The 26,132-nt window shown below is 72.9% G+C and carries 23 protein-coding genes and 1 pseudogene; 14 read left to right on the top strand and 10 right to left on the bottom strand.

Annotated elements, in window-relative coordinates; all coding sequences use genetic code 11:
- The first annotated feature begins 55 nt into the window (after nt 1-55).
- Both ABZY12_RS04175 and ABZY12_RS04170 read left to right on the top strand, forming a co-directional pair.
- Entirely contained in the window at nt 56-664 is a 609-nt protein-coding gene (locus ABZY12_RS04175; protein ID WP_356886885.1) for a hypothetical protein, read from the top strand.
- A gap of 82 nt (nt 665-746) precedes the next feature.
- On the top strand, nt 747-3,158 hold the full coding sequence (locus tag ABZY12_RS04170) for a right-handed parallel beta-helix repeat-containing protein (RefSeq protein ID WP_356886883.1): 2,412 nt from the start codon (nt 747-749) through the stop codon (nt 3,156-3,158).
- Here ABZY12_RS04170 and ABZY12_RS04165 read toward each other — a convergent pair.
- Entirely contained in the window at nt 3,128-5,611 is a 2,484-nt protein-coding gene (locus ABZY12_RS04165; protein WP_356886881.1) for a hypothetical protein, read from the bottom strand. The genes ABZY12_RS04170 and ABZY12_RS04165 overlap by 31 nt on opposite strands.
- A gap of 136 nt (nt 5,612-5,747) precedes the next feature.
- Here ABZY12_RS04165 and ABZY12_RS04160 point away from each other — a divergent pair, with 136 nt between their 5' ends.
- From ABZY12_RS04160 to ABZY12_RS04150, 3 genes are read left to right on the top strand one after another with little or no spacing between them, the layout of a single operon-like run.
- Entirely contained in the window at nt 5,748-6,575 is an 828-nt protein-coding gene (locus ABZY12_RS04160) for a DeoR/GlpR family DNA-binding transcription regulator (protein ID WP_356886879.1), read from the top strand.
- 42 nt (nt 6,576-6,617) lie between these two features.
- On the top strand, nt 6,618-7,064 hold the full coding sequence (locus ABZY12_RS04155) for an SRPBCC family protein (RefSeq protein ID WP_356886877.1): 447 nt from the start codon (nt 6,618-6,620) through the stop codon (nt 7,062-7,064).
- Nucleotides 7,065-7,120: 56 nt separating this feature from the next.
- Nucleotides 7,121-7,621, top strand: coding sequence for an SRPBCC family protein (locus ABZY12_RS04150; RefSeq protein ID WP_356886875.1), 501 nt, complete (start codon nt 7,121-7,123; stop codon nt 7,619-7,621).
- Here ABZY12_RS04150 and ABZY12_RS04145 read toward each other — a convergent pair.
- Nucleotides 7,581-8,723, bottom strand: coding sequence for a PLP-dependent cysteine synthase family protein (locus ABZY12_RS04145; RefSeq protein ID WP_356886873.1), 1,143 nt, complete (start codon nt 8,721-8,723; stop codon nt 7,581-7,583). The genes ABZY12_RS04150 and ABZY12_RS04145 overlap by 41 nt on opposite strands.
- A gap of 179 nt (nt 8,724-8,902) precedes the next feature.
- Here ABZY12_RS04145 and ABZY12_RS04140 point away from each other — a divergent pair, with 179 nt between their 5' ends.
- On the top strand, nt 8,903-9,208 hold the full coding sequence (locus ABZY12_RS04140) for a hypothetical protein (protein ID WP_356886871.1): 306 nt from the start codon (nt 8,903-8,905) through the stop codon (nt 9,206-9,208).
- A 241-nt stretch (nt 9,209-9,449) separates the two neighbouring features.
- Entirely contained in the window at nt 9,450-10,052 is a 603-nt protein-coding gene (locus ABZY12_RS04135; protein ID WP_356886869.1) for an ATP-binding protein, read from the top strand.
- Between the two features lie 78 nt (nt 10,053-10,130).
- On the opposite strand, the gene ABZY12_RS04130 is transcribed toward ABZY12_RS04135, so the two are convergent.
- On the bottom strand, nt 10,131-10,412 hold the full coding sequence (locus tag ABZY12_RS04130) for an SHOCT domain-containing protein (protein WP_356886867.1): 282 nt from the start codon (nt 10,410-10,412) through the stop codon (nt 10,131-10,133).
- Between the two features lie 155 nt (nt 10,413-10,567).
- Between ABZY12_RS04130 and ABZY12_RS04125 the strand changes: the two genes are divergently transcribed.
- Nucleotides 10,568-11,146: a TetR/AcrR family transcriptional regulator gene (locus tag ABZY12_RS04125; RefSeq protein WP_356886865.1), complete on the top strand. Its 579-nt coding sequence runs from the start codon at nt 10,568-10,570 to the stop codon at nt 11,144-11,146.
- A gap of 20 nt (nt 11,147-11,166) precedes the next feature.
- The gene (locus ABZY12_RS04120) at nt 11,167-11,757 is read left to right on the top strand and encodes a DUF4865 family protein (RefSeq protein WP_356886863.1); all 591 of its coding nucleotides are present in this window, start codon (nt 11,167-11,169) and stop codon (nt 11,755-11,757) included.
- A gap of 69 nt (nt 11,758-11,826) precedes the next feature.
- Here the strand turns inward: ABZY12_RS04120 and ABZY12_RS04115 are convergent, their stop codons facing one another.
- Both ABZY12_RS04115 and ABZY12_RS04110 read right to left on the bottom strand, forming a co-directional pair.
- On the bottom strand, nt 11,827-12,591 hold the full coding sequence (locus tag ABZY12_RS04115; protein WP_356886861.1) for a class I SAM-dependent methyltransferase: 765 nt from the start codon (nt 12,589-12,591) through the stop codon (nt 11,827-11,829).
- Nucleotides 12,592-12,674: 83 nt separating this feature from the next.
- On the bottom strand, nt 12,675-13,901 hold the full coding sequence (locus ABZY12_RS04110; RefSeq protein ID WP_356886859.1) for an ROK family protein: 1,227 nt from the start codon (nt 13,899-13,901) through the stop codon (nt 12,675-12,677).
- Between the two features lie 103 nt (nt 13,902-14,004).
- On the opposite strand from ABZY12_RS04110, the gene ABZY12_RS04105 reads away from it, so the two are divergent.
- Complete coding sequence (locus tag ABZY12_RS04105) at nt 14,005-14,658, top strand: endonuclease (protein ID WP_356886857.1); 654 nt, start codon at nt 14,005-14,007, stop codon at nt 14,656-14,658.
- Nucleotides 14,659-14,667: 9 nt separating this feature from the next.
- On the opposite strand, the pseudogene ABZY12_RS04100 reads toward ABZY12_RS04105, so the two are convergent.
- Nucleotides 14,668-16,054, bottom strand: a pseudogene (locus tag ABZY12_RS04100) (NF041680 family putative transposase).
- Between the two features lie 344 nt (nt 16,055-16,398).
- Between ABZY12_RS04100 and ABZY12_RS04095 the strand changes: the two are divergent.
- Complete coding sequence (locus ABZY12_RS04095) at nt 16,399-17,292, top strand: NAD(P)-binding domain-containing protein (protein ID WP_356886855.1); 894 nt, start codon at nt 16,399-16,401, stop codon at nt 17,290-17,292.
- Between the two features lie 148 nt (nt 17,293-17,440).
- On the opposite strand, the gene ABZY12_RS04090 is transcribed toward ABZY12_RS04095, so the two are convergent.
- Nucleotides 17,441-18,358: a hypothetical protein gene (locus tag ABZY12_RS04090; RefSeq protein ID WP_356886853.1), complete on the bottom strand. Its 918-nt coding sequence runs from the start codon at nt 18,356-18,358 to the stop codon at nt 17,441-17,443.
- Nucleotides 18,359-18,608: 250 nt separating this feature from the next.
- On the opposite strand from ABZY12_RS04090, the gene ABZY12_RS04085 reads away from it, so the two are divergent.
- Nucleotides 18,609-19,829, top strand: coding sequence for an MFS transporter (locus ABZY12_RS04085; RefSeq protein WP_356886851.1), 1,221 nt, complete (start codon nt 18,609-18,611; stop codon nt 19,827-19,829).
- Between the two features lie 159 nt (nt 19,830-19,988).
- Nucleotides 19,989-20,735: a maleylpyruvate isomerase family mycothiol-dependent enzyme gene (locus ABZY12_RS04080; RefSeq protein ID WP_356887006.1), complete on the top strand. Its 747-nt coding sequence runs from the start codon at nt 19,989-19,991 to the stop codon at nt 20,733-20,735.
- A gap of 97 nt (nt 20,736-20,832) precedes the next feature.
- Here ABZY12_RS04080 and ABZY12_RS04075 read toward each other — a convergent pair whose 3' ends face one another.
- The 3 genes from ABZY12_RS04075 to ABZY12_RS04065 all read right to left on the bottom strand — a co-directional run bounded on the left by ABZY12_RS04075 (nt 20,833) and on the right by ABZY12_RS04065 (nt 24,426).
- Nucleotides 20,833-21,498 (bottom strand): response regulator transcription factor, encoded by a 666-nt coding sequence (locus ABZY12_RS04075; RefSeq protein ID WP_356886849.1) that lies wholly within the window; start codon nt 21,496-21,498, stop codon nt 20,833-20,835.
- Entirely contained in the window at nt 21,495-22,793 is a 1,299-nt protein-coding gene (locus ABZY12_RS04070) for a sensor histidine kinase (RefSeq protein WP_356886847.1), read from the bottom strand. The genes ABZY12_RS04075 and ABZY12_RS04070 overlap by 4 nt, the downstream gene beginning before the upstream one ends.
- Nucleotides 22,794-23,073: 280 nt before the next feature.
- A complete protein-coding gene (locus tag ABZY12_RS04065) occupies nt 23,074-24,426 on the bottom strand; it encodes a geranylgeranyl reductase family protein (protein WP_356887004.1) in 1,353 nt (450 codons plus the stop codon).
- A gap of 310 nt (nt 24,427-24,736) precedes the next feature.
- Here ABZY12_RS04065 and ABZY12_RS04060 point away from each other — a divergent pair, with 310 nt between their 5' ends.
- A complete protein-coding gene (locus tag ABZY12_RS04060) occupies nt 24,737-26,101 on the top strand; it encodes a dipeptidase (protein ID WP_356886845.1) in 1,365 nt (454 codons plus the stop codon).
- The last annotated feature ends 31 nt before the right edge of the window (nt 26,102-26,132 follow it).

Here is a 26,132-nt window from a genome sequence, read left to right as displayed (position 1 = left end):
CCGCCTCCGGGGCAGACTCGTTGGGAGAGCGACGAGAACGAGGGGGGTGCGAGGCGTGCGAGCGGCCACCGGAGTCTGGCGCTGGAGGCACAATCCCCTGTGCCGCACCACGGACCTGATCGAGGCATGGGTCGCGTTGGCGGCCGTCGTCCTGCTCGCGCTCGCCGTACCCGCGGCCGGCTGGATCTCCGGCGCCCGGACCGACGCCTCCCTGCGGAGCGCGGTCCGGGCCCAGCATCAGCAGCGGCAGCAGACGACGGCGCAGGTGCTGCGGCTCGCCGACGCCCCCACGGCCGGCCCGCGGAATCCGGAGTCGGTCGGCGAACCACAGCTCCGCCGGGCCGTCGTCGCCCGCTGGACGGCGCCCGACGGCGCGTCCAGAACGGGAACGGTGGCCGTGCGGCGGCAACTCTCCGACCCCGGCGACACCTTCCGACTGTGGACCGACCGGAGCGGGCGACCCGTGGCCCCGCCGATGCGGTGGGAGACGGCCCGTGCCCACGCGGTCGTCGTCGGACTGCTCGCCGCCGCCCTGGCCGCGGTGTTCATCGAGGCCGCGAGGCGAGGGATCGTACGACGTCTCCTGCACCGGCGGTACGAACGGCTCGACCGCGCCTGGGCCAAGGCCGGCCCCGACTGGGGACGTACGGACGCGGGCAGCTGACTCGTCAACCCGGCCTCGCCGCGCGCGCTACGGTGGGGCATCGGATCAGCGGCGACGCATGAGGCGGGGGCAGAGCACACCCATGGCACAGGGCACGGTCCAGGTGACGCACACCGGCACATCCCGGTGGCGGAGGCGCACAGGTGAGTACGCCTCCCTCGCCGCGGCCCTGGAGGCCGCCGGGGACGGCGACGTCCTCACCGTCGCCCCCGGCACGTACCGCGAGAACCTCGTCATCCGACGGGCCGTCACCCTGCGCGGACCGGAGGGCGGGATCGGATCGGTCCGGATCGCGCCCGCGGACGGCGTGCCGCTCACCGTCCGCGCCTCGGCGACCGTGCAGGACCTGCACATCGAGGGCCAGGACGCGGCCGCACCCGCGCTGTTGGTCGAGGACGGCACACCCGAGCTGCTCGACCTGCGCGTCGTGACCCGCTCGGCCGCCGGGATCGAGATCCGCGGCGCCGCCAGGCCCACGGTCCGGCGCTGCACCGTCGACAATCCGGCCGGGGTCGGCATCGCCGTACTGGACGGCGCGGGCGGGGTGTTCGAGGAGTGCGAGGTCGTCTCGGCGGGCCAGTCCGGCATCTCCGTGCGCGGGGGCGCGCATCCGCGGCTCGAGCGCTGCCGAGTTCATCACGCCTCGGGCGCCGGAATCACCGTCAACGGTGAGGGCAGCGGCCTGGAGGGCATCGGCTGCGAGGTGTACGAGGTCAAGGGCGCCGGCCTGCAGATCGCGGCGCGGGCCACCGTCCATCTCTCCGACTCCTCCGTGCACCGCACCTCGGCCGACGGCATCACGCTGGACACGGACGCGGTCCTGACCCTGTCCGACTGCGACATCCACGACATCCCCGAGAACGCCGTCGATCTGCGCTCCCGCTCCGTCCTGACGCTGACCCGCTCCACCGTGCGCCGCTTCGGACGCAACGGCCTCTCCGTGTGGGACCCGGGTACCCGGGTGGACGCCAACCAGTGCGAGATCCACGACAGTACGGGCGACTATCCGGCGGTCTGGGTCAGCGACGGGGCGACGGCCGTGCTCGACTCGTGCCGGGTTCACGACGTGCCGGACGCGCTGTTCGTCCTCGACCGGGGCTCACGCGCCGATGTCGTCGACAGCGATCTGTCGCAGGTGCGGAACACGGCCGTCTCGGTGAGCGACGGGGCGACCGCCCAACTCGACGACTGCCGGATCCGGGAGGCGTCCACGGGCGCCTGGTTCCGCGACCACGGCAGCGGTGGCACGCTGGCCGGCTGCACGATCGACGCCGTGCAGACCGGGGTGATCGTCACCAAGGGCGCCGACCCTACGATCGACCGGTGCGTGGTGACCTCGCCCGCCGAAGCCGGGTTCTACGTCTCGGCCGAGGGGCGGGGCACGTTCCACGGCTGCCGGGTGACCGGCAGCGGGGGTTACGGCTTCCATGTGATGGACGGCTGCCGTACGACCCTGCGCACCTGCCGTACGGAACGGTGCGCGCGCGGCGGGTACGACCTGCCCGAGGACGGCCCGGTCGCGGAGGACTGCACGAGCGACGAGAGCGGGGTGCGGCCGGCCCCGGATCCGCGCGCCGTGCTCACGGCGACGCGGTCCGCGGGGCTGCTCGGCACGGTTCCGGCGCCGCGCTCCCCCGCCGACTCCCCGCCCGTGCCGGCCGCCGAACCGGCCCCGGTCGCCGCGCGGTCCTCCCATGACGTCCTCGGTGAACTGGACGCGCTGGTGGGCCTGGAGAGCGTCAAGCACGAGGTCCGGACGCTCACCAACATGATCGAGGTGGGCCGCAGGCGGCAGGAGGCGGGTCTGAAGGCGGCCTCGGTCCGCCGCCATCTGGTCTTCACCGGCAACCCCGGCACGGGCAAGACGACCGTGGCACGGCTGTACGGCGAGATCCTGGCCTCCCTCGGCGTCCTCGAGCGCGGTCATCTGGTCGAGGTGTCGCGGGTGGACCTGGTCGGCGAGCACATCGGCTCGACCGCGATCCGGACTCAGGAGGCGTTCGACCGGGCGCGCGGCGGGGTCCTCTTCGTCGACGAGGCGTACGCGCTGTCCCCGGAGGACTCGGGGCGGGACTTCGGGCGGGAGGCGATCGACACGCTGGTGAAGCTGATGGAGGACCACCGCGACGCCGTGGTGGTGATCGTCGCCGGCTACACCGCGGAGATGGAGCGGTTCCTGACCGTCAACCCCGGGGTGGCGTCCCGCTTCTCACGGACCATCACCTTCAGCGACTACGTCCCGGACGAGCTGGTGCGGATCGTGGAGCAGCAGGCCGACGAGCACGAGTACCGGCTCGCGCCGGGTACGGACGAGGCCCTGCGGAAGTACTTCTCCGAGCTGCCCAAGGGGCCGGCGTTCGGCAACGGCCGTACGGCGCGCCAGACGTTCGAGTCCATGGTGGAGCGGCACGCCGGCCGGGTCGCCGGGCTCGCCGAGGCGAGCACGGACGACCTGACCCTGCTCTATCCGGAGGATCTGCCCGAACTCCCCTGACGTACCACCTCGTCGGCGTCGTCGGTCCGCTGGCGGGGCAGGGCGGGCGGCAACCGGTCGAGGAGCCCGGTGCGTTCGGCGGCGAACGCCGGGTCGGCCTGGTAGTCGGAGTGGCCGAGGATCGGTTCGGGCAACGGGTGCGCGTGCGTGCGGCCGTACACGATCGGGTCGAGCAGGGCGGGGCAGTCGACGGCGGGCTTGTCGCCTTCGGCGGGCACCCGGACCGGGCCGCCGATGGGGTCGGTGGAGCGGTAGAGATTGCTCCAGCAGTGCACCGTGCGATGCAGTCCGCGCAGGGCGTCGGGGCCGAAGTAGGCAGGGAACCAGCGGCCGTAGAGACGCTCCAGCGGGGAGCCGTAGGTGAGGAGCGCGACGCGCTTTCGCGTGGCGGGCGGAAGCTGCCAGACGGCGGCCGCGGCGAGGACACTGCCCTGGGAGTGGCCCGAGATGACGAGCCGGCCGCCGGTGTGCCGGGTCCAGGAGCGCATGCGCCAGGTCAGGTCGGGAACGGCCCGTTCGGCGTAGCACGGCGGGGCGAAGGGGTGTGCGGCGCGCGGCCAGAAGGTGCCCACGTCCCAGAGGATGCCGATGGTACGGCGGGCGGAGCGGTCCTTGTAGGCGCGGCGACCCCAGGTGACGAACAGTATGAATCCGAAGCCGATCATCCAGGAGCCGAGGGCCTGGGCGGTGTCGGCGGCGGACTCGATCGCGGGGTGGGCTCCGTCGAAGGCGCGGCCGGGGACGTTCTCGCTGGCCCAGGCGCCCGCCACGGAGAGGGCGCCGAGCAGCAGCGTGGCGCCGGAGACGATGCCGACGAGGGCGGGCGCGGCGTCGGTGAGACCGGCGCGGGCCCGGCCCGAGGCGATCGTTCCGGTACGGACGGGGTCCGGGTCCTCCGTGCCGTAGTCGGTCTCGACGACCGACCGGAGGCGGCGGGCAGTGCGCGCGGTCCGGAGGACGAGGAAGGCGCCGGGCGCGAGCAGCATCAACAGCAGAACGGGGATGACGGACGCCTGCCAGCTCAGCAGCACGGGCGGGCCGATGAGCGGCCCCTCCCCCATGCCGGGGGTTGCGGGCCCGTCCAGCCAGTCGGCGACGCGCTGGGCGACTCCGCCGGTCATCACCCCCGCGAGGGCGCAGGCGAGCATGGCGACGGCGGGCCCGCCGAGTCCGAACATGGCGGTGCGCGGGTGGCGGTGGGGCCGGTGCAGCAGGAGGGCGACGAACCCGAGGGCGACGACGAGCCCGCCCTGGGCCAGCGTCAGGACACCGAAGGTCATGTCCCCGGGCAGGGTGCCGGCGGACCGCCACGCGGGGCGGGACCATCCGGCGTACAGGACGGAGAGCAGCAGCAGGACGAGGGCGGCGCTGGGCAGCCAGGTGACGAGGGCGCGTTCGATCCGCAGGTCGAGTCGCTTCTCGCTGCGGCCGCGGCGGCATACCACCCAGAGGATGACGGCCGCGAAGACGACGCAGGCGGCCTGGAGCGCCCATCCGAGCGGCTCCCTGAGGGAGAAGGCCGCCTCGCGGTCGTACCGGGCGGCGGCGCCGTCGAGGGCGGCGGCCACGGTCAGGAGGCCGGCGGCCGTATGGGCGGCGCGGAGCCGCGCGACGGCCCGGCGGCCGTACCAGAAGCCGGGGCGCCCGAGGGCGGGACGGAACCGGGGCGGGGGTTCGGCGCCGGTCGCCGCGTCGGCCTCGGCGGGATCGATGGTGGCGAGCTCGTCCTCGGAGGAGTCGGCGTCCGGCTGGGGCGCGAGCGGGACCTCGGCCACGGCCGTGCCGTGCGTCTCGGCGGGCGTCTCGGGGGCGTCGTCGTACCCGGCGGGCGGTCGCTGCGCCTCGTACGCGCTCCAGGTCCGGTTGGAGAGGTACCAGAGCAGGCCCACCAGGGCCGCCGGGACCACCGCGGCCAGCGCGAGCCGGCGGCCCGGCTGGGACCACCAGCCGCCGCGCTCGGCGGAGAGGAACCCCAGCCAGGAGCGGTCCTCCGCGCAGCTCGCGACGCCCGCGCACTGCCAGGCCGTCAGATCGAGCGCGACCTCACAGGCGGCGGCGGTGAGCAGCACGGTGAGGGTGAGCGCGACGAGCCGCACCAGGACGCCGTACGTCCGGACGAGGCCGGCCCGGCCGCGGGCGGGCGGGCGCATCCAGTGGGCGAGGTTGGCCACCATGAAGGGCAGGAGCAGCAGCCACAGGGCGCGGGCGCCGTTGCCGGAGGTGAGGTTGGACCAGCAGTACGCCTCCGGGACCGGTCGTTCGGCGTAACGCTCGGGGTGGTCCTCCGCGTCCAGGTCGTCGGCGCGCCGGTGCATGGCGGCGGTCGTGTCTCCGGTGACCCGTACCGTACGCGGGTCCTCCAGCATGTCCTGCGGCGTGGCTCCGCCGACGCCGTGGACGAGGAGTTCGAGCGCCGCGCCACCGCTCTGCGGGACGGGTGTGGCAGGGGACACTTCGGTGACTCGCTCTCTGGATGGGAGGATTCGTCGGCAGGCAACAGGATCGCGGAAGGCCGTGCGGCTGCGCAGGACCTCTCACGTAATCCGTCACCATTTCCCCCTGTCCCCTTCGGAAGGATCGGCCCCGGCGGTGAGCGACCATCAGAATCTCCTCGCGGAGCAGCGGCGCGCCCTCATTCTGGACGAGGTCCGGCGCCGCGGCGGTGTCCGGGTCAACGAGCTGACACGACGGCTCAACGTCTCGGACATGACGGTCCGCCGGGACCTGGACGCGCTGGCCCGGCAGGGTGTCGTGGAGAAGGTGCACGGCGGTGCGGTGCCCGTGGTCGAGGCGAGTACGCACGAGCCGGGGTTCGAGGCCAAGTCCGTCCTCGAGTCGGGTGCGAAGGACGAGATCGCCCGGACGGCGGCGCGGATGGTGCCGCCCGGTGCGGCGATCGCCCTGTCGGGTGGTACGACCACGTTCGCGCTGGCGGGACATCTGCTGGACGTGCGGGATCTGACGGTGGTGACCAACTCCGTCCGGGTCGCCGATGTGTTCCACGCGGCGCACCGCGCCGGCTCCACGGGCGAGGCGCGTCCCGGCGCGGCGACGGTGGTGCTGACGGGCGGGGTGCGCACGCCGTCGGACGCGCTCGTGGGCCCTGTCGCCGACCAGGCGATCCGCTCGCTCCACTTCGATGTGCTGTTCCTCGGGGTGCACGGGATCTCGGTGGAGGCGGGTCTGTCGACGCCGAATCTGGCGGAGGCCGAGACGAACCGGTTGCTGATGCGCTCGGCCCGCCGGGTGGTGGTGGTCGCCGACCACACCAAGTGGGGGACGGTGGGCCTCAGTTCGTTCGCCGGGCTCGACGAGGTGGACACGCTCGTGACGGATCGCGGGCTCTCGCCCCGGGTCCGGGCGGAGATGACCGAGCATCTGCCGGGCCTGGTGGTGGCGGGCGAGGACCAGGAGTGAGTGGGGGCGCGGGAGCGGGTGAGCGGGTGAGCGGGTGAGCGGGTGAGCGTCTTCCGGATCGAACGCACGACGGCCCTGCCGGCCGCCGAGGCGTGGCGGCGGCTCACCGACTGGGCTGCCCACGGCGCCCGGGTGCCGCTGACCCGGGTCCGGGTGCTGACGTCCGGCCCCACGGGTCCGGGGACCCGGTTCGTGGCGCGCACGGGGGTCGGAAGGCTGGCCTTCGACGATCCGATGGAGGTCGTGCGCTGGGAGCCGCCCGAGCCGGGACATGAGGAGCGGCCCGGGGTGTGCCTGCTGGAGAAGCGCGGCCGCCTGGTGCTCGGCCGGGCACGGATCGAGGTGTACGCCGGGCCCTGCGGCGGATCCCGGGCGGTGTGGACGGAGGAGCTGCGGGTACGCGGGGTGCCCCGCGCTCTGGATCCCGTACTGGCTCTCGCGGGGAGGCGGTTGTTCGGCCGTGCCATGGACGGACTCCTGGGCATCTGACGGACCGCCAGCTATGGTGTGCGGACCTCAGCCCCGGCCCTTGGAAGGAACGGTCCATGGCACGCCGACTCCGGCTCGTGGAACTCGACTTCGCCTCGTCCGCGCCGCTGCGCCTGGCGTTCACGGCCGCATTGGCGGCGCCCCCGACCGCGGTCTACCGCTCGCTGGCGGAGGAGGCCGGCAGCTGGCCCTCCTGGTTCCCCGCTGTCGTCTCCGCGGCCCCGACCGGCGGCGGCGCGGGCCGTACGGTCCGGCTGCGCGGCGGGGTCCGCTTCCAGGAGACGGTCATGGCCGCCGACCCGGATACGCGGTACGCCTACCGGGTCGACGAGACCAACGCGCCGGCCGTACGCGCCATGGTGGAGGAATGGGTCCTCTCCCCCGTCGGGCCGGGCACGCGGGTCCGCTGGACGATGGCCGTGGACGGCCCCGCCCCCTACCTGTTCGCGATGCGGCTGGCCCGCCCGGGCGTGGGCCGCTCCTTCCGGGACGCGATGCGCCGTCTGGACCGGCGGCTCACTCCGGCCAGACACCCGTCGCCAGGAACCGGTCGATAGCGGCCGCGTAGGGCGCGATGTCCAGACCCTGGTCGGCCAGCCAGGCGTCGGAGTAGTACTTGTCGAGATAGCGGTCGCCCGGGTCGCAGATCAGGGTCACGACGCTGCCGGTGCTGCCGCGTTCGACCATTTCGGCGACGATCTTCAGGGCGCTCCACAGTCCGGTTCCGGTGGACCCTCCGGCCTTGCGGCCGATCGCGGTTTCCAAGGCGCGGACGGCGGCGACGCTGGCCGCGTCGGGGACCTTCATCATCCGGTCGATGGCGCCGGGCACGAAGCTGGGCTCCATACGGGGCCGGCCGATGCCCTCGATACGCGAGCCGCAATCGGCCGTCGCCAGCGGGTCGTTGTGGGTCCAGCCGTCGAAGAAGCAGGAGTTCTCCGGGTCGGCGACGCAGATCCGGGTGTCGTGCTGCATGTAGTGCACGTAGCGGGCGATGGTGGCGGAGGTGCCGCCGGTGCCGGCGGTGGCGACGATCCAGGCGGGCTCGGGGTATCGCTCCAACCTGAGTTGCTGGTACATCGATTCGGCGATGTTGTTGTTGCCGCGCCAGTCGGTGGCCCGCTCGGCGTAGGTGAACTGGTCCATGTAGTGCCCGCCGGTCCGCTCGGCGAGGGCGGCGGACTCCTCGTACATCCTGCGCGAGTCGTCGACGAAGTGGCAGCGGCCGCCGTGGAATTCGATCAGCCGGCACTTCTCCGGGCTTGTGGTGCGGGGCATCACGGCGATGAAGGGCACGCCGATCAGCTTGGCGAAGTACGCCTCGGAGACGGCCGTCGAGCCGCTGGAGGCCTCGATGACGGGCTTGTCGGGCCGGATCCATCCGTTGCACAGGCCGTAGAGGAAGAGCGAACGGGCGAGACGGTGCTTGAGGCTGCCGGTGGGGTGGGTCGATTCGTCCTTGAGGTAGAGGTCGATGCCCCACTTCTCCGGGAGCGGGAAGCGCAGCAGGTGAGTGTCGGCGGAGCGGTTGGCGTCGGCCTGCACCTTGCGGACGGCCTCCTTGAGCCAGGCTCGGTACGCCGGGTCGCTCCGGTCGACGTCGATGGTGGCGGCGGCGCCCGGTGCGGCGTCCGGCACGGTGTTCTCCGTGGTGCTCATGCGTCCCTCGTCCCTCTCCTCGGTCCCCACACGGTTCCCACTGCCGACGATAACCCGCTCACCTGCGCAAACGTTCGCTTTGGGGGTCCATAGGACTCGCTTGCAGGAGGGCCCCTGGTGCGCCCGCCGCCGGCCCGGCACACTGGAGGGAACAACCGGTGCGAAGGGGGCGGAGTGACATGGCGGAGCCCGAGTTCACTGCCACGGGCGTACGGATCGAGCGGTGGCCCCGGTCGTTGACCCGGGCGGGCGAGGTCCGGATCGAGGACGGCCGGCTGTCGCTGCTGACCAGTTACGGCAGCGAGATCGACAGCGCGCCGGTGAACGCGGTCCGTGCGGGCCGGCCGTGGTTCGCGAAGCCGGACGAGACGGTGGCGAAGGTGAACGGGACCCGCTACCGCCTGACCATGGACGGCCCGCAGGACCGCGCGTCCGGGCCGGGCCGTTTCCTGGAGGCGCTGAAGAGGGCGTCCAAGGGCCGGTGAGGAAGGGCCCGCGGGGACGGGCGGGTGAAGTGCCGGTGAGGCGTCGCTGACCAGCGGGGCATCGCCGCGAGTTGCGGGGCGGTCACCACTGGTTCACGCTGTAACCACCTCACCGAGGGTTTACCGGCGGTGACGCTGTGATCGCTGTGATCGGTGTGATCCAGCCCGCCGCCGCTGTGCACAGCGCATGAAAGATCCGATCCTTCGTCTTCTTCCGGACCTACTTCGGGGAGTCGCAGCCGTGATCAGCGAGCCAAGCAGGCACTGCACGGTGGAGCTCCAGGCCCTGCCGTCGCGGATCGGTCAGGTCCGCAGAATCGTATCGGCGCATCTGCGCTACTGGCATCTCGATGCCTTGATCGACCATGCGGCGCTCGGAGTCACCGAGCTGCTGACCAATGTTCACCGGCACGCACAGCCGGACAAGATGTGCACCGTCGAGATCGAGCTGCTGCTCGACCGTCTCACGGTCTCGGTCCGCGACAACGATCCGCGGATACCGTGCGTCGACGTGACGGCGGGGTCGAGGAACCCCGACGACGTCGATCAGTTCGCCACCTCGGGCCGCGGTCTGGCCATCATCGAGGCGGTCAGCGAGAGCTGGGGCATCCGCCCGCACGGCGAGACGGGGAAGGTCGTGTGGTTCACGCTGCCGGCGCCGACGCCGGCCGTGGCGATCCCGTCCCGCTCCCACGCCGTCTACGGCGCGACCACCGACGGCCCCTTCGCCGGTCAGAGCCGCTTCCACGGTGCCCATGGCACGACTCTGGAGGGCGTCCCGTTCGGCACCCCGGCGGAGCCGGTGCGCGCACCCGTCGTCGCCCGATCGGCCCTCGCGGGCTGACCGGCGCCACCCGGCCGCCCACCCGGCCGCCCACCGGCCCGGCGCCGCGTGGGCGCCGGGCCGGATGGGGCCGCCTGGTCACGCCGCCTTCCTCCTCGGTCCGGCGGCGCGGCCGAACTGCTCCTCCAGAACGGTCAGTCGCCGCCAGTACTCGTCCTCGTCGATCTCACCGGCCGCGAAACGGTGGCCGAGGAGCGCGATCGGGGACTGCTCGTCATAGGCCGGACGGGGGCCGGGACCGCGGCGTCCGCGCCATCCGGTGCGGCGCAGGACGGCGACCGCGGCGAGAACGACCGCCGCCCAGACGAGGGGGAAGAACAGGACCCAGGGGCCGGGACCCGTGTGGGCGAGTGTGTTCATGATCGATCAGCTCCTCCTACGTCCATCGATGTCAGGTCGATGGTTCGAATGGTTCGAGGGTCGCTCGGGGAGGGGTCCGGGTCGTCGTACCGCCGGCGGCTCCGCCTGTACGACGGGCGGAGTACGGGCGGAGCACGGCGGCTGTACCTACTGGTATGTACACTGCTGCCATGAGTACGTCCGAGCGACTGATCGAGGCCACCCGGGAGCTCCTCTGGGAGCGCGGCTACGTCGGCACGAGCCCCAAGGCGATCCAGCAGGCCGCCGGGGCCGGGCAGGGCAGCATGTACCACCACTTCGCGGGCAAGCCCGATCTGGCGCTCGCCGCGATCCGGCGCACCGCAGAGGAGATGCGGGCGGCGGCCGAGGCCGCCCTGGCCACCGAGGGCACGGCGTACGCCCGCCTGGAGGCGTATCTGCTGCGCGAGCGCGACGTCTTGAGAGGCTGCCCGGTCGGGCGGCTGACCATGGACCCGGACGTGGTGGCGAGCGAGGAGTTGCGCGCCCCGGTCGACGAGACCCTCGACTGGCTGCGCGACCGGCTCGCCGGAGTCGTCCAGGAGGGCCTGGAGAAGGGCGAGTTGGCCGGACCGGCGGATCCGGCCGAGCTCGCGGCCGCGATCGTGGCGACGGTGCAGGGTGGCTATGTGCTGGCCCGCGCGTCGGGCTCCTCCAGCGCCTTCGACACGGCCGTCCGCGGCCTGCTCGCCCTGCTGGCTCCCCGTACCGCCTGAGAGAACCGGAGACCGCCCCGTTGCACGCCATGCAGTACGAGATCACTCTGCCCGCCGACTACGACATGGAGATCATCCGCAAGCGGGTCGCGACCCGCGGGCACCTGCTCGACGACTTCCCGGGCCTCGGCCTCAAGGCGTATCTGCTGCGCGAGCGCGAGGACGGCTCGCCGGTGAACGCGTACGCGCCGTTCTACCTCTGGGTCACTCCCGAGGGTATGAACTCCTTCCTCTGGGGCCCGGGTTTCCAGGGCATCGTGAACGACTTCGGCAGGCCAGTGGTGCGGCACTGGGTGGGACTCGCGTACGAGGAGGGCCCGGCGTCCACGGCCGCGCCGCGGACCGCGACCCGCCGCCGACTTCCCATGCCGGGGGACGTCGCACCCGCGGAGGCCGTGACGGAGGCGCTCGCTCTCCACGCGCGGGAGGCGAAGGCCGAGGGCGTGGTGGCGAGCGCGCTGGCCGTGGACCCGCGCCACTGGGAGCTGCTGCGCTTCACCCTGTGGGCGGGGAGCGGGACGGACGTGCCCGCTGAGGCGGGCGAGCGGTTCCAGGTGCTGCGCCTCTCGGCACCGGAGCGGGCGAACCTGGGGGCCACGCCCTGTCGGTGAGCAGTGGTCCGCCCGCCACGCCGAGCGTCAGCCGACCTGGACCAGGGTCAGCTACGCCACCGCCGAGCGTCAGCCGACCGGGACCAGGGTCAGGTACGCGATGCCGAGCACGGTGCGGTAGCCGGCCAGCCAGGCGGAGCGCTGGCGGTCGACGCGGTCGCGGGTCTCGGCGGCGAGGGGGTGGTCCGGGTGGGCGGCCAGCCAGAGCTCGGTGTCGTGGCGGTAGGCCGACTCGAACTCCTCCCATTCCTCGCGGCTCGCCGTCTCGATCCAGGCGGGCCGGAAGCCCGCATGGATCGCCAGGTCCACAAGCCCGGCGAGCGGGAGGTGGTCCCCGGAGTGGGCGCCCGGCCACATCCCGGCGAGCTCCTCGTCCGTCGGCGTACGCTCCCAGAACCCCTCGCCCAGTACCACCCGCCCGCCGGGCCTGACCAGGGGGCGCAGCTCGCGCAGCGCGGCGGCCGGGTCGTGCGGCAACTCGGGGTCGCAGAGTGCCTGACTCGAACCGAGGCAGAGGATCGCGTCGACGGGGCCCCGGGTGGTGCCACGCGCCGACTCCTCGACGAACTCCACGCGGTCGGCGAGCCCGCGCTCCTCGGCGAGCACGCGGCCCCTGGCCAGGTCCTCGGCGTTGATGTCGAGGCCGACGCCGGTCGCGCCGGGCGCGGCCTCGAGGACACGCATCAGGAGTTCACCCCAGCCGCAGCCGATGTCGAGCACGGTGGCGGGCTCGGACGCGGCGAGCCGCTCGATCATGCGGGTGGCTCTCGTCTCGGAGAGCGGACCGTGGAAGGTGAGGCTGCCGAGGCGTGGAGGAAGATCGGTTTCGGTCATGGTCGGACGGTAGTTCCAGTCTCGCCTCTCCGCCCGTGATTTTCACCGGTCCGCCGGCCAGGGAGAGCGGCCCGGAACGCCCCCTACTCCTCGGGTCTGCCGAGAGCCGCCAGCGGGTCGTCGAGGACCGGCTGCCAGGCCAGCTCCGCCGCCCCGACCAGGCTGTTGTGGTCGAGAGTGCAGGGAAGGATCGGTACGCCGCCGCTGCGGCCCCACAGACTGCGGTCGGCCACGACCGCCCGCAGCCGCTCGGGGTCGGCGTCGAGCAGCTCGCGGTGCAGACCGCCGAGAATGATCCGGTCCGGGTTGAGGATGTTCACCAGGCCGGCGAGGCCCAGGCCCAGACGGTCGATCAGCTCCTCGGTCGCGGCCCGCACGCCCGGGTCGTCGGGCCTGGTACGGAGCAGATCGCGCGCCTGCTGGAGCAGCGACACCTCCGGCCCCGGCGCGCGCCCCGCGACCGTGAGGAAGGCGAGCGGGTCGGTCTCGACGTCCAGACAGCCCCGGCTGCCGCAGTGGCAGGGGCGGCCCTCGGGGTTGACCGTGAGGTGCCCCACTTCGAGGGCGAGGCCCGAACTGCCGGTGTGCAGACGGCCGTCGAGGACGAGCGCGCCACCGACGCCCCGGTGGCCGGTGGCCACGCAGAGCAGATCCCTGGCACCGCGGCCGGCGCCGTGGCGGTGCTCGGCGAGGGCGGCGAGGTTGACGTCGTTGCCGGTGAAGGCGGGGCCCTCGATCCCGGCGGCGCGGACGCGTTCGGCGAAGATCTCCCGGACCGGCGCGCCGGCCGGCCAGGCGAGATGGAGCGGGTTGAGGGCGGTGCCCTCGGGCTCGGCGACGGCGGAGGGCGCGGCGAGGCCGGCCCCCACACAGCGGCGCCCGCTCTCGCGGAGCAGGGCGGCGCCCGCGTCGACGACGGCGCCGAGCACCTGGGCGGGATCGGCGGAGACGGTGACACAGCCGGGGGCGGTGGCGACGATGGTGCCGCCGAGCGCGACGAGCGCGGCCCGGAAGCCGTCGGAGTGGACCTGGGCGGCGAGGGCGACGGGCCCCTTGTCGGCGACGGCGAGGCGGTGCGAGGGACGCCCCTGGGAGCCGGCGGCGGCGCCGGGGTTGGAGTCGACCCGGATGAGTCCGAGCGCCTCCAGCTCGGCGGCGACGGCCCCGGCGGTGGCCCGGGTGACTCCGAGTTCGGCGGTCAGGACGGCGCGGGTGGGCGCGCGGCCCGTGTGCACCAGTTCGAGTGCGGGCCCGAGCGCGCCGCGCCCCCTGTCCAGCCGTGTCCTGGCCGTCGTCGCCTTGCCGTTCATGGTGGCGAGTCTCCCATGATCGGGCAGCGGCCCGGTTTCGGCGGTGGCCGAGCGGGTAACGGCGCGGCGAAACGAGCGGTGCGAGCGGTGTACGGGAGGCGTCATGGCACGCTCCGAGGCGACGACACGCGTGCGGGCCCTGCTGGAGGACGAGACCGGCCGGACGTACGCCGACGAGGCGGGCGTCCATCTGAAGGACACACCGCAGCCGCTGTACCAGCTCCTCGTCCTGACCCATCTGCTGAGCGCCCGCATCCGGGCGGCGACGGCGGTCGCGGCGGCGCGGGCGCTGTTCGAGGCGGGGATGCGCAGTCCGCGGCGGATGCGGGACGCGACCTGGCAGGAGCGGGTGGACGCGCTCGGCGAGGGCGGTTACCGGCGCTACGACGAGCGGACGGCGACCCAGCTGGGCGAGGAGGCCGAGCTGGTCCTGGAGAAGTACGGCGGCGATCTGCGCCGGATGCGAGCCGGGGCGGACGGCGACGTGGACGCGCTGCGCGCGGCTCTTCGGGAGATGCCGGGAATCGGTCCGGCCGGTGCGGACATCTTCCTGCGCGAGGTGCAGGGAATCTGGCCGGAAGTGGGCCCCTTCCTGGATGACCGCGCACTGGAGGGCGCCCGCCGCGCCCACCTCCCCACCGACCGCGACGCCCTGGCGGAGCTGGTGCCCCGCAAGGACCTCCCGGCACTGGCGGCGGCCCTGGTACGGGTCTCCCTGGAGCGGGACACCAAGGACACCCCTCGGGTGGCTGCCTAAGCTTGTCATTCATCCAGTTCGACGCGGTTTCGTGCCCACCTTGTGGTGGGCGGGACGGCTTAACGCCTCGCCGGTGGCAAGGACTCTGCCCACGTCATGACGGGTGGCCGGGCGGCGGTCCTTCGAACCAAGTGGCCGACCGGGCCCGGGCCGGGACGGTTTCGGTGCACCGGCTGGGGAACCGGTCTTCGCGTGCAGGTTTCTGAACCCTCTGCGGACGCGGGCTGGTGTCAGTTTGTTCGGCGCGGCCGGCTTCTCCCAGGGGCGCCGCAGGTCCGTGGCCAATGGTCGGGCGAGCCGGAGCTGGGCAGAGGCGGCGATCACCAGCCAGGTCCACCGGTCGGCCGCTTCCGAGCTGCGAAGCCGGGGCTTGGTCCAGCCGAGCGTCTGCTTGAACAGGCGGAACGTGTGCTCCACGTCGAAGCGACGCAGGAACGACTGCCAGCAGCGGTCCACGTCGTCGGGGGTGGCGCCGGTGCCCGACCACCACAGCCATACCGGCTTGTTGACCCCGCCACTGGGCAGCTTCTCCACGACCAGCCGGACGACGGTGCCCGCGATGAGGGGCAGCGGCCCGTCGTGGTCAAGCCGGGCCGCCCGCCGGGTCAATCTGGGGTGCAGCCGGTCCCACGCCTGCGCTGTCGCCTTCCCATAGAGTCGGGTCTTCGTGGTCGTCACGGCCTGCTCGGTGCCCCAGGTGCCGGGGTCGCCGAAGACGAACTCGCCGCCGTGCTTGGGTGGCCGACCTCCCTTGGGGTCGTAGACCCGCAGTGGTGTCGGCCGTCGCATCACGCGGTCGGACCGGAGTCGGCCGAGGATCTCGACGGGCAGTCCGGACAGCAGGTGGGCGATGCGCGGGGCGTCGTATCCGGCGTCCAGCACGACCAGGACTTCCGGGTCACCCGGCTTCCACTGGCCGGCGGCGACCAGCCGCTCGACCACTTCGCGGATCTGGACGGTGGTCACCGCGGCGACATCGGCGCCGGGCTCCAGGCGGACGGCGTCCAGCACCGCCGTCCAGCAGGTGCGGCCGGTCTCCAGCGCGGCCACCACCGAGTACGGCCAGCCGGGCACCATCTGGCGCTTGCCTTCACCCCGGCCGAATGTGTGGCAAAAGGCCCGGTCAGCACAGGTGTTGGCGTCCGGCCGCAGCCACGGCGAGACATCCACCGCCAGCACCAGCCGGCCGTCCGCCGCCCTCGGCAGCGGCATCCCGGACAGGGCGCGACGCAGTCGGGCAACATCGATCCTGCCTCGGTTGAGCCCGCCGTTACAGAGCTCCGTGGCCGCGGCGGTGCTCGGGCGCGAGCGCGAGATCGACCAGCGTGCGTACCGGCCCGTCCGTGCACAACAGCGCGTCGTACAACTCGAACAACGCGTCGCCCCGCGCGGTCATGCACGCGTACAGCTCCGACCGGAAGTGTGACACTTCCGCGAACGCATCCCGCAGGGCGCTCTGATGCACAAAACTCACGACCACGGCCTTCGTGCTGTTCCCATGCCTCTGTGACGGAGCACAGGATCAGACGAAGGCCGCCTACGTGTCCGCTGAACGCGAAAACGCCGATCAAGTTCGAGCCCCGTTCGACGCCGGACCAATCAAGCCCCCGCCGGTGAGCGCACGGCCTGAGATCCCCCTTGACCTCAACTTCGGTTCAGGTTCTAGCGTGACGTTTCGCGCAGCACCAGTGGCGGCCCTGGATGGGCTGGAGCACTGCAACCGAGGAGAGAGCGACTTTGATGAACACTGCCTCAGAACGAACCGATGCCCAGCTGGCCGTGACCGTGATCGGTTTGGGCGAGATGGGCTTCGCACTCGCCGGCGCATTCCTGGATGGCGGGCACCCGACCACGGTGTGGAACCGTACGCCGGAGAAGGCCGACCCTCTGGTCGCCAGGAGGGCTGAGCGGTCCGCAACTGTCCGCGACGCCGTTGCCGCCAGTCCTCTTGTGGTGGTCAGTGTGAAGGGCAATGCGACGGCCCGCGCGGTTCTGGAATCGTCGCGCGACGCGCTTTCCGGCCGCTCCGTGCTCAACCTCACGGATGGGACATCCGCAGAGGCCAGGGCCGTGGCCGAGTGGGTCAGGGACCAGGGCGCGCAGTATCTCCATGGGCAGATCATGACGATCGCTCCGGGCATCGGGGGAGCGGAGACGGTGATCTTCTATGGCGGTTCCGAGGCCGTGTTCAACCACTTTCGTCCAACGCTCCAGCTCATCGGTGGCCGGGGAACGCTGATCTCGGCCGACGCTGGCGTGCCGGCCCTGTACGGAATGGCCGTGCACGGCACTATGTGGGGCACGCTCAACGGATTCCTGCACGCGGCCGCTCTGCTGTCCAGCGAGGGCATCGAGGTGAAGCGGTTCCTGGACGACGCTGGCCCATCCGTTGCCGCACTACTGGCGTCCTTCCCGGTGATCGCCGACGAGGTCGACCGTGGTGAGTACGCGACGCAGTACGGAGCGCTCCAGCACCACCGGCCCTCGGTCGAGGACCTGGTCCGCGAGAGCGGGGCGCGGAACATCGACGTCGAATTCCCCGGCTACACCCTCGGCCTCGTGAACAAGGCCGTGGAAGACGGCCATGCCAATGACAGCTACTCGCGTCTGATCGAGCACTTCAGGAAGCATTGAGTACGGGTGGACGGCGCTGTCTGCTGAACGTAGGCGCGGTTGCTCCCAGTTGACGACATATGCGCGCTCACAGGACGCGGTTGCTGGTGGTTAAACGACAACGTAAGGGGCTGTTCCTCATGCGGGCGTGATCTTTGACGGTCAGTCCCTAGCCGACCAGGCGGCGGCGCCAGTCCAGGGGGGTGATGGTGATGGCCTGGGCGGGGTCGTGGTCCCACTCGGCGTGGAGGCCGACTGCTTCGAGTGCGGCCACGACCTCGTGGCCGATGGCTGCAGTGGTCTCGGACGAGCCGTCGAAGCCGCCGTAGAGGAGCATCAGTCCGTGGCCGGCTGCGGCGGAGTCTGTGCACTGGGTGTGGAAGTAGACGAAGCCGCGGGCGTCGGGTCCGCCTTCGCCGCCGATCTCGGACTGGCCGCAGCTACGGCAACAGGTGAAGTTCTCGCGGGCGGTGATCCCGGCATCCTGCAGGACGGTAAACGCGCGGGTCAGCCGCTCAGGGTCGGTCTCGCCCTGCCACTCGACCTGCTCCGCGACCCGCTCCAGCCATAGTCGGTCGGCCAGCGCCTGTGCCTGCTCGCGCGAGACGGGCCGGCGGTCGTTGGTGACCAGGTAGTCCTCAGCGAGCTCGGCGAGTCCGGCGCGGGAGGTGTAGCCGCCGACCAACACCTCGCGGACGCGCTTCTCCAACTCCGTGCGCTCGTCTTCGTCGAGGTCGAGCGGCGGCACCTCGCGAGCGGGGCCCATGTCCAGCAGCGACCACGCCGAACCACCGTCCCATCCGGCCTCCTGACGGGCCCAGCCGGTCATCGCCGCGATCACGACCTCGGGCCCGTCGACCATCGCCTGGAAGTGCCGGTCAGCGGCACCGTCGCGGTACTCCAGCGTGTAGTCACCATCGGCCTCGTGCCACACCTGGGCGAAGACGTCGGGCAGGTCGGGTATCCGCTGGACCACCAGGAACCGGTCACCGTCGCCGCCGATCCGCCGGACCAGCCCTGCCAGCTCCTCGGCGGACACACGAACGTGCCGCTCCCAGTTCTCCGTCTTCACCACGATCGCGAGCATGCGCAGACTCTGACACACGCCTCTGACTGCAGACCTCCCGGGACCGCGCCGCAACTGCTGCTGCTGCTGCTGCTGCTGCGACAGCTCTACCAGCCCTGGCGTTCGCCGGGGTTTGACGACAGCACCTGGGCCTGTCCGGTGGATCAGGGACGGATTGGTCCTTGAGCGGCGATCGCGCCCCCTCCCCTCCGGGCAGTCCGCGCGGACTCCCCGGTTGAAAAGCGCGCCGTCGCACCCCTATCCTGAGTTTGTGCCGCTACTAAACAAAGTAAGGACGGCCGTACCGGGGGGTCCCGGCGGAAACACCGCCGATCGCTCCCTGTCCCGCCTCCGCTCCGCCTTGACCCTCTTCTTCGCCCTCGACGGCTTCCTCTTCGCCGGCTGGGTGGTCCGGATCCCGGCCATCAAGCAGCAGACGGGCGCCACCGCCAGCGACCTCGGACTCGCGCTGCTCGGCGTCTCCGCCGGCGCCGTGGTGACGATGACGCTGACCGGACGCCTGTGTCGGCGTTACGGCAGCCATGCCGTCACCGTCCTCACGGCCGTCCTGCTCTCCCTCTCGATCGCCCTGCCCGCCCTGACCGGCTCCCCGCTCTCCCTCGGTCTCGTCCTGCTCCTCTTCGGCGCGGCGTACGGCGGCATCAACGTCGCCATGAACAGTGCGGCCGTCGATCTCGTCGCCGCCCTGCGCCGCCCCGTGATGCCCAGCTTCCACGCCGCCTTCAGCCTCGGCGGCATGCTCGGCGCGGGACTGGGCGGACTCGTCGCCGGAAGCCTCTCCCCCGCGACGCATCTCTTCGGCCTCACGGTCGTCGGCCTGCTCCTGACGGCCCTCGCCGGCCCCGTCCTGCTCCGTACGCCCTCCCCCGCCCCGCCGGAGGAGGACCGCGCCGCCGACCGGCCGCGGAGCAAGACCGGTTCGCGCGGGCTCGTCGTCGTGTTCGGGGTCATCGCGCTGTGCACCGCGTACGGGGAAGGCGCCCTGGCCGACTGGGGCGCCCTGCACCTGGAGCAGGACCTTCACGCGCACCCGGGTGTGGCGGCCGCCGGCTACTCCGTCTTCGCGCTGACGATGACGGCCGGACGGCTCTCGGGCACCGCGCTCCTCGAACGCCTCGGCCAGACCCGCACGCTGGTCGCGGGCGGTGCCACGGCCGCCGCCGGCATGCTGCTCGGCGCGCTCGCCCCCAGTGTCTGGGCCGCCCTGCTGGGCTTCGCCGTCACCGGCCTCGGTCTGGCCAACATCTTCCCGGTCGCGGTGGCCCGCGCGGGCGCGCTGGCCGGTCCGAGCGGTGTCGCCACCGCCTCCACCCTCGGCTACGGCGGCATGCTCCTGGGCCCGCCGTCCATCGGCTTCCTCGCCGACTGGTTCTCGCTCCCGGTCGCCCTCACCACCGTCGCCGCACTCGCGGCGGGCGCCGCGGTGATCGGTTACGCGGCCCGGAACGCGCGGGCGCCCGAGGCGAGTTGACCGCCCGGCGGCGAGTCCGGCAGCCGTACTCGTGCCGCGCCGGTCGCGGACGGCCCGGTCGGCGCGAAGGCGTGAAGGCGTGAAGGCGTGAAGGCGTGAAGGCGTGAAACAGTCGCCGACCGGCTCTGGCGACTGGCAGAATTCCGACGTATGGAGATCATGAAGGTCGCTGAGCACATCGAGGCCCTCGACGCGGCGGGCCGCTCCCTGGCCGACGCCGCCGCCGAAGCGGGTCCGGACGCCGAGGTCGCGACCTGCCCGGGGTGGCGGGTGCGCGATCTTCTGCGGCACACGACGATGGTGCACCGCTGGGCGACCACCTTCGTCGCCGAGGGGCACACCTCCTACCACCCCGACGGCGGCGAGCCCGATCTCGACGGCGACGCACTGGTCGCCCACTACCGCGCGGGGCACGCGGACCTCGTCGCCGCTCTGCGGGCCGCGCCCGCGGACCTGGAGTGCTGGACCTTCCTGCCCGCGCCCTCCCCGCTCGCCTTCTGGGCCCGCCGGCAGGCCCACGAGACGACGGTCCACCGCGCGGACGCCGAATCGGCGTCGCTCGAGGGGCGGCCGGGACCGGTGGACCCGATCGTCGCCGTGGACGGGATCGACGAGCTGCTGCGGGGTTTCCACGCCCGCGACCGGAGCCGGGTGCGGACGCCGGAGCCCCGCACCCTGCGGGTCCGGACGACGGACACCGATGACGTATGGACGACGCACCTGTCGCAGGGGGCGCCGCGCACCGAACGGACCACCGACGGCCCGGCGGACTGCGAGCTGAGCGGGCCCGCCGGCCGCCTCTATCTGACGCTCTGGAACCGGCTTCCCGACTCGGCCGTGTCCGTCACCGGCGACGCCTCGCTCGCCCGGCTGTGGCGGGAGAACTCCGGCATCACCTGGTCATAGGCTCGCCCGGCGCCGGACCGCGAGTGACAACCTGGTGCGGGGTTACGGCCGGTCCACGGGCGTACCCCTTCCCCGTCAGCCGTTCCCGTAAGGCCGCTCAGCCCAGCCAGCCCGGGCGCACCAGGCCCGACTCGTAGGCCAGCACGACCAGTTGGGCCCGGTCCCGCGCCCCCAGTTTCACCATCGCGCGGCTCACATGGGTCTTGGCGGTCAACGGGCTGACGACGAGCCGTCGGGCGATCTCCTCGTTCGACAGACCGATGCCGACCAGAGCCATCACCTCCCGCTCCCGCTCGGTGAGCCGACCGAGTTCGCGCCCGGACGCCGGGGCCTTGGAACGGGCCGCGAACTCCTCGATGAGCCGGCGCGTCACCCCAGGCGACAGCAGCGCGTCCCCGTCCACGACCGCGCGGACGGCCCGCAACAGCTCCGCCGGTTCGGTGTCCTTGACCAGGAAGCCGGAGGCACCGGAGCGGATGGCCTCGAAGACGTACTCGTCGAGCTCGAAGGTGGTCAGCATGACCACCTTCACCGCGCCGAGTTCCTCGTCGCCGGTGATCGCGCGCGTGGCGGCGAGGCCGTCGAGCCTCGGCATCCGGATGTCCATCAGGACGACGTCGGGGCGCAGTTCGCGCACCCGGGCCACGGCCTCCGCGCCGTCCGCCGCCTCCCCCGCCACCTCGATGTCCGGCTGAGCGTCCAGGAGCGCCCGGAAGCCGGCCCGTACCAGCGACTGGTCGTCGGCGAGCAGGACACGGATCACGGGGTCTCCTCGGGCCGGGCGGGGAGGACGGCGCGCACCCGGAAGCCGCCGTCCGGCCGGGTGCCCGCCTCGATCGTGCCACCGAGCGCCGCGGCCCGCTCCCGCATCCCGGCGAGTCCGTGGCCGCTGCCGCCCGCGTCGGTGGCGGTGGCCGGTCCTTCGTCGTCGACGCGGAGCTCCAGGATGCCGGGGCGGTGGCCGATCACGACCCGGGCGGTACGGGATCCGGAGTGCCGGACCACGTTGGTCAGCGCCTCCTGGACGATCCGGAAGGCCGCGAGGTCGGTTCCGGGCGGCAGCGCGACCGGCTCCCCCTCGATCACGGTCTCCACGGTGAGGCCGGCGGACCCGGCCTGCTCGACCAGCTCCGGGAGCCGGTCGAGTCCGGGGGCGGGCGTACGGGGCGCTTCTCCCGGCGCGCGCAGGGTGGCGAGCACCTGCCGCACCTCCCCCAGGGCCTCCTTGCTCGCCGCCTTGATGGTGGTGAGCGCGGTACGGGCCTGCTCGGGGTCGCTGTCGAGGAGAGCCAGGCCGACCCCGGCCTGGACGTTGATCACGGAGATCGAGTGGGCGAGGACGTCGTGCAGTTCGCGGGCGATCCGCAGCCGTTCCTCGTCCGCCCTGCGTTTCTCGGCCGCGGCCCGTTCGGCACGTTGCTGGGCCCACTGCTCGCGGCGGACCCGGGCCAGTTCGGAGGCGGCGAGGATGGCGACCACGAAGGCGGCGACGGGGAGTTCCTGCGTCCAGGGCCCGGGCGGGTCGCCGTCCGGCGGGAGATGGCGGTAGAGCCAGTGGGCGAGCAGCAGGTGCCCCAGCCAGAGCGAACCGAGCGCCCACCAGGCCGCGCGCCGGTGGCCGTGCACGATCGCGGCGAAACAGGCGACCGCGACGGTGAGGAAGACCGGGCCGTAGGGGTAGCCGGCGGCGAAGTAGCCGAGCGTGGTGGCCGCCACGCCGAGGACGACCGGAACGGGGTGGCGGTGCCGCAGCAGGAGGAGCGCCGAGCCGAGGAGCAGCAGCGCGCGCCCCAGCGCGTCCAGGGACTCCCGGTCCGGCTGGCTTCGCGCGGCGAAGCCGGAGCCGACGGTCACGAAGACGGCGAGAAGCAGGGTGGACCGCCAGGGCAGCCCGGTGCCGGGCTCGCGGTCCGCCCACCGGAGCGCCCACCGCGGTCCGCCCTGCGCGCGGCGCGACCACGGCGGTCCGCCCTCGGGACCGCGCGACCACGGCGGTCCGCCCTGCGCGCGGCGTGCACGGGGTGGACCGCCGTGGCCGTGTGTCCGATCTGCGTCCATGTCCGCCACGCTAGACGCGGGCGGGCCGCAGGGGCGTCAGCCGAGCGTGGTGATCACACGTACTCCCGCCGGAGTACGCCGTCCGGTGTCCGCGTCGGCGGCGGTGGTTCCTCGCCCGGGCCGATGCGGCGGTGGAGGCGGGCGTCGGCGTTCGTGACGTGCGGTAGGGCGGCGGCCTCGGTGGCGAGGGCGCGCCCGGCCCGTGCGGCGACAATGCCCGCCGCGGGCCCACCGCCCCCGCCCGGGCGCGCGGTTCGGGACCGACGCGGGAAGTGATCTCTCAGGGCGTTTCGGGTGCCGTCGGGTCGGCGCTTCCCGGTCCCTCGGCGGCGGTGGGCTCCGGCGCCCCCGCCGCGCTCCCGTCCCGCCGAACGGCGTTCCGGCCGCCGTCCTCGGCGCGGGCCGTCACGCCCCTGTCGGCCGCACCGCCCGTCGCCGCCATCCGGCGGTCGAGGAGGTCGAGCGCCCGTCGCGCCAGCCCGTTCGAACGGACGAACCCGGCGAGCGTGGTCGAGCCGCGGGTGATGTCCGTGAAGGCGTTCCACGCCGGCCGCAGACCGGTGATCGCCGCGTGCAGCAGGCCCGGCCGGCGCTCGAACAGCGCCAGCATCCGCCGGCCGACCGCCATCTCCACGCCGAGGCCCGCCTTGATGGCGAAGGCGTAGTTCAGCGCCTGGCGGCGGGCGTCGACGGCGTCGTTCGCCTCGGCGATCCGTACCGCCCACTCCCCCGCGAGCCGCCCTGAGCGCAGCGCGAACGAGATGCCCTCACGGGTCCACGGCTCCAGCAGGCCCGCCGCGTCGCCGCACACCAGGACGCGACCGCGCGACAGCGGCGAGTCGTCGCTCCGGCAGCGCGTGAGATGACCGGACGAGATCGCCGGTTCGAAGCCCGCCAGACCGAGCCGTGCGACGAAGTCCTCCAGATACCGCTTGGTCGCCGCGCCCTCACCGCGCGCCGAGATGACGCCGACGGTGAGCGTGTCGCCCTTGGGGAACACCCAGCCGTAGCTGCCGGGCATCGGTCCCCAGTCGATGAGGATCCGCCCCTTCCAGTCCTCGGCCACCGACTCCGGAACCGGGATCTCCGCCTCCAGGCCGAGGTCCACCTGGTCCAGCTTGACCCCGACGTGCGCTCCTATCCGGCCGGCGCTGCCGTCCGCGCCGACGACCGCCCGCGCGAGGATCGTCTCTCCGTCGGCGAGGACCACGGCGACCGTCCGCCGGTCCGGGACCGCCGGCCCGTGCTGCTCGACGCGCGAGACGGTGGCACCGGTACGCAGCTCGGCGCCCGCCTTCTGCGCCTGCTCGACCAGTCCGGCGTCGAACTCCGGCCGGTTGATGAGCCCGAAGAGCATCCGGCGCGAGCGGCGGGTGCGGGCGAAGCGTCCGTTGTGGGAGAAGGTGACGGCGTACACCCGGTCCTGCAGGGGCAGTTCGAAGCCGGGCGGCAGCGCGTCGCGCGAGGGCCCGATGATGCCGCCGCCACAGGTCTTGTAGCGGGGCAGTTCCGCCTTCTCCAGAAGCAGCACCCGGCGGCCGGCGACGGCCGCCGCGTAGGCCGCGGACGCTCCGGCGGGGCCCGCCCCGACGACGACCACGTCCCAGACGGTCGCGGAGCCCTCCGGGAACAGCGCCTCCGCCCCGGCCTCCGTACCGGCCGACGTCTCCTGGGCCTCGGTACCGGCCGACGCCTCCGGGGCCCCGGCCCCGGTGCGCGTCTCCCGGGCGGCCTCCGCCGCTTCAGACTCTGCCGCTCCGGCGTCTGCGTTCTCGCTGCTCACGATGTGCTTCTGCTCCTGATCCGACCGGTGGTCCGTGCTCTGTACGGCATCCTACGGCGCGGCCTCCGGCGGCCCGCGCCGTAGGATCGGCCGTACGTTCGCCGTACAACCCACATACGGCGACGTCATTCACAACGTCGCACCCACCAGGAGCGTGCCCATGACCACGAATCCGATCGCCGAGACCGTCGCCGGCCTGATGCCCCGCGCCAAGACGGAGCTCGCGGAGCTGGTGGCCTTCGAGTCGGTGGCGGACGAGGCCGTGGCGCCGCGGAGCGAGTGCGAGGGCGCCGCCGAGTGGGTGGCCGACGCACTGCGCGCGGAGGACTTCCAGGAGGTGGCGCTGCTCGACACCCCCGACGGTTCCCAGTCGGTGTACGGCGTGCTGCCCGGCCCGGTCGGGGCCCCGACCGTCCTGCTCTACGCGCACTACGACGTGCAGCCGAAGCTCGACGAGTCGGCGTGGCTGAGCCCGCCGTTCCAGCTGACGGAGCGGAACGGGCGCTGGTACGGGCGTGGCGCGGCCGACTGCAAGGGCGGCTTCATCATGCACCTGCTGGCGCTGCGCGCGCTCAAGGCGAACGGCGGGGTGCCCGTCACGGTCAAGGTGATCGTGGAGGGTTCCGAGGAGCAGGGCACGGGCGGCCTGGAGCGGTACGCCGAGGCGCACCCCGAGTTGCTGTCCGCCGACGCGATCGTGATCGGTGACACCGGCAACTTCCGAGTCGGCCTGCCGACGGTGACCGCGACCCTGCGCGGTATGACGATGATCCGGGTCCGGATCGACACGCTCGAAGGCAACCTGCACTCCGGCCAGTTCGGCGGGGCGGCGCCCGACGCGCTGGCCGCCCTGATCCGCGTACTGGACACCCTGCGGGCCGAGGACGGCTCCACGGTCATCGACGGGCTGCCGGCCGACGCGGTGTGGGAGGGCCTGCAGTACCCGGAGGAGGACTTCCGCAAGGACGCCAGGGTCCTGGACGGTGTCGGTCTGCCGGGCCACGGCACGGTCGCGGACCGCATCTGGGCGCGTCCGGCCGTCACCGTCATCGGCATCGACTGCCACCCGGTCGCCGGCGCGACCCCTTCGATCCCGTCGACCGCCCGCGCGCAGATCAGCCTGCGGGTGCCGCCGGGCCAGGACGCCGCCGAGGCGACCCAGCTGCTCTTCGCCCACATCAAGAAGCGGGTGCCGTGGAACGCCCGGGTGAGCTTCGAGCAGGTCGGCCAGGGCCAGGCGTTCAGCGCGGACGTGACCAGCCCGGCGTACACGTCGATGGCCGAGGCGATGCGGATCGCCTACCCGGGTGAGGAGATGCAGGCGTCGGGCATGGGCGGCTCGATCCCGCTGTGCAACACGCTCGCCGCGCTCTACCCGAAGGCGGAGATCCTGCTGATCGGTCTGAGCGAGCCGGAGGCGCAGATCCACGCGGTGAACGAGTCGGTGTCGCCGGAGGAGCTGGAGCGGCTCTCGGTGGCGGAGGCGCACTTCCTGGTCAACTACGCGCGCTCGAAGCAGGTCTGAGCCGGGGGCGATGACACCCCTGGGGCGTCGC

The organism is Streptomyces sp. NPDC006551 (assembly GCF_040611675.1).
Taxonomy (GTDB): Bacteria; Actinomycetota; Actinomycetes; order Streptomycetales; family Streptomycetaceae; genus Streptomyces.
Note: the sequence above shows the minus strand (reverse complement) of the source record. Positions and strands in the feature narration are given on the sequence as shown.

Bases quoted from the DNA above. Each gene is read 5' to 3' on its own strand.
- ABZY12_RS04090 (WP_356886853.1), bottom strand. From the start codon at position 18,358: ATGCTCGCGATCGTGGTGAAGACGGAGAACTGGGAGCGGCACGTTCGT.
- ABZY12_RS04145 (WP_356886873.1), bottom strand. From the start codon at position 8,723: ATGAGCACCACGGAGAACACCGTGCCGGACGCCGCACCGGGCGCCGCC.
- ABZY12_RS04115 (WP_356886861.1), bottom strand. From the start codon at position 12,591: ATGACCGAAACCGATCTTCCTCCACGCCTCGGCAGCCTCACCTTCCAC.
- ABZY12_RS04060 (WP_356886845.1), top strand. From the start codon at position 24,737: ATGACCACGAATCCGATCGCCGAGACCGTCGCCGGCCTGATGCCCCGC.
- ABZY12_RS04125 (WP_356886865.1), top strand. From the start codon at position 10,568: ATGTACACTGCTGCCATGAGTACGTCCGAGCGACTGATCGAGGCCACC.
- ABZY12_RS04130 (WP_356886867.1), bottom strand. From the start codon at position 10,412: ATGAACACACTCGCCCACACGGGTCCCGGCCCCTGGGTCCTGTTCTTC.
- ABZY12_RS04140 (WP_356886871.1), top strand. From the start codon at position 8,903: ATGGCGGAGCCCGAGTTCACTGCCACGGGCGTACGGATCGAGCGGTGG.
- ABZY12_RS04150 (WP_356886875.1), top strand. From the start codon at position 7,121: ATGGCACGCCGACTCCGGCTCGTGGAACTCGACTTCGCCTCGTCCGCG.
- ABZY12_RS04080 (WP_356887006.1), top strand. From the start codon at position 19,989: ATGAAGGTCGCTGAGCACATCGAGGCCCTCGACGCGGCGGGCCGCTCC.
- ABZY12_RS04105 (WP_356886857.1), top strand. From the start codon at position 14,005: ATGGCACGCTCCGAGGCGACGACACGCGTGCGGGCCCTGCTGGAGGAC.
- ABZY12_RS04170 (WP_356886883.1), top strand. From the start codon at position 747: ATGGCACAGGGCACGGTCCAGGTGACGCACACCGGCACATCCCGGTGG.
- ABZY12_RS04095 (WP_356886855.1), top strand. From the start codon at position 16,399: ATGAACACTGCCTCAGAACGAACCGATGCCCAGCTGGCCGTGACCGTG.
- ABZY12_RS04110 (WP_356886859.1), bottom strand. From the start codon at position 13,901: ATGAACGGCAAGGCGACGACGGCCAGGACACGGCTGGACAGGGGGCGC.
- ABZY12_RS04070 (WP_356886847.1), bottom strand. From the start codon at position 22,793: ATGGACGCAGATCGGACACACGGCCACGGCGGTCCACCCCGTGCACGC.